This window comes from Cohaesibacter marisflavi (assembly GCF_900115225.1).
Classification (GTDB): Bacteria; Pseudomonadota; Alphaproteobacteria; order Rhizobiales; family Cohaesibacteraceae; genus Cohaesibacter; species Cohaesibacter marisflavi.
On record NZ_FOVR01000041.1, the window covers coordinates 1 to 1,081 of the forward strand.

The following is a 1,081-nucleotide window of genomic DNA, read 5'->3' on the forward strand; positions in this document are numbered from 1 at the left end:
TTGAGAGATTGAAATGATTGGCCTGCCCCTTTCTCAAGGCGCGCATAACCTCAAATCCCTTGATGGTCGCATACGCTGTTTTCATCGTTTTGAACGGCCCTGTCGCAAACTTTTGTCGTTAACCAGGATTTGAGATTTGTGCGGTGAGAAGGTGCTCCGATTTATTGAAGGAGCGTCGTATGATTCTCAATGCCATTGCCGAAAAGCTGAAACGAAAATCGAAAGATGACTTCAAAGGCAGACAATTTGAGGCGTGGCTGATCATTCAGGCGGTATCTTGGTATCTGCGTTACCCGTTGAGCTATCGGGATCTCGAAGAAATGTTCCTTGAGCGCGGCTTTGAAGTTGACCATAGCACAATCAACCGATGGGTTCTGACCTACGCTCCCTTGATCGAGAAACGGTTGCGTCGGTTTCGCAAACCCCATTGCGGGTCTATTCGGGTGGATGAAACTTACATCAAGGTGCGGGGGAAGTGGAAATATCTGTACCGAGCCATAGATAAGCACGGCAATCCCGTGGATTTTCTGCTCACCGCCAATAGAGATCTTGATGCAGCAAAGCGTTTCTTCAACAAAATGCTCAAGGATGAGCCGCTCCTGTCGCCGGGCAAGATCGGCACTGACGGTGCCAACACATTCCCGTCAACGATCAAACAATCGGTCGACAAAGGCCACCTGAGGCCGGACCCTGTCCATTATGTTACCAAGCATCTGCAGCAGCGTATTGAGAGTGATCATTTTAGGGTAAAGAAAAATATGCTCAGGATTGGTGGTTTCCGATCCTTCCATACTGCGAGACGAACCATCGCTGGTTTCGAAGCCATGCTGTGGCTTAAGAAGGGCTTCGACTTCGCGGAGACATGGACCGTTCGCGAACAGAATGATCTCATTGCTCTCCTCTTTGGACTTCAAAAAGTTAACGAAGCATGAAAATGACGCTGATCACAGCACAAACAGGGCCTGATTGAAACTTTGCGACGCGCCCCTCGACGCTCATCACCAGCCAACTCCCCATCAGCACATGGCATGATGTCATTGGTGAGCCGACCTTCGCTGATGCCATCCTCGACAGGTTCGTT

At 49.8% G+C, this 1,081-nt stretch carries 1 protein-coding gene and 2 pseudogenes; 2 read left to right on the top strand and 1 reads right to left on the bottom strand.

What is annotated here, in order from left to right; translation table 11 throughout:
• Window positions 1-94, bottom strand: a pseudogene (locus BM258_RS24370) (IS6 family transposase); the annotation flags it as partial.
• Window positions 95-179: 85 nt separating this feature from the next.
• Here BM258_RS24370 and BM258_RS24195 point away from each other — a divergent pair.
• Both BM258_RS24195 and BM258_RS24200 read left to right on the top strand, forming a co-directional pair.
• Window positions 180-932, top strand: coding sequence for an IS6 family transposase (locus BM258_RS24195; RefSeq protein WP_090075799.1), 753 nt, complete (start codon window positions 180-182; stop codon window positions 930-932).
• Between the two features lie 56 nt (window positions 933-988).
• A pseudogene (locus BM258_RS24200) lies at window positions 989-1,081 on the top strand (ATP-binding protein); the annotation flags it as partial.

Coding starts and splice junctions, on each gene's coding strand:
- BM258_RS24195 (WP_090075799.1), top strand. CDS start 180: ATGATTCTCAATGCCATTGCCGAAAAGCTGAAACGAAAATCGAAAGAT.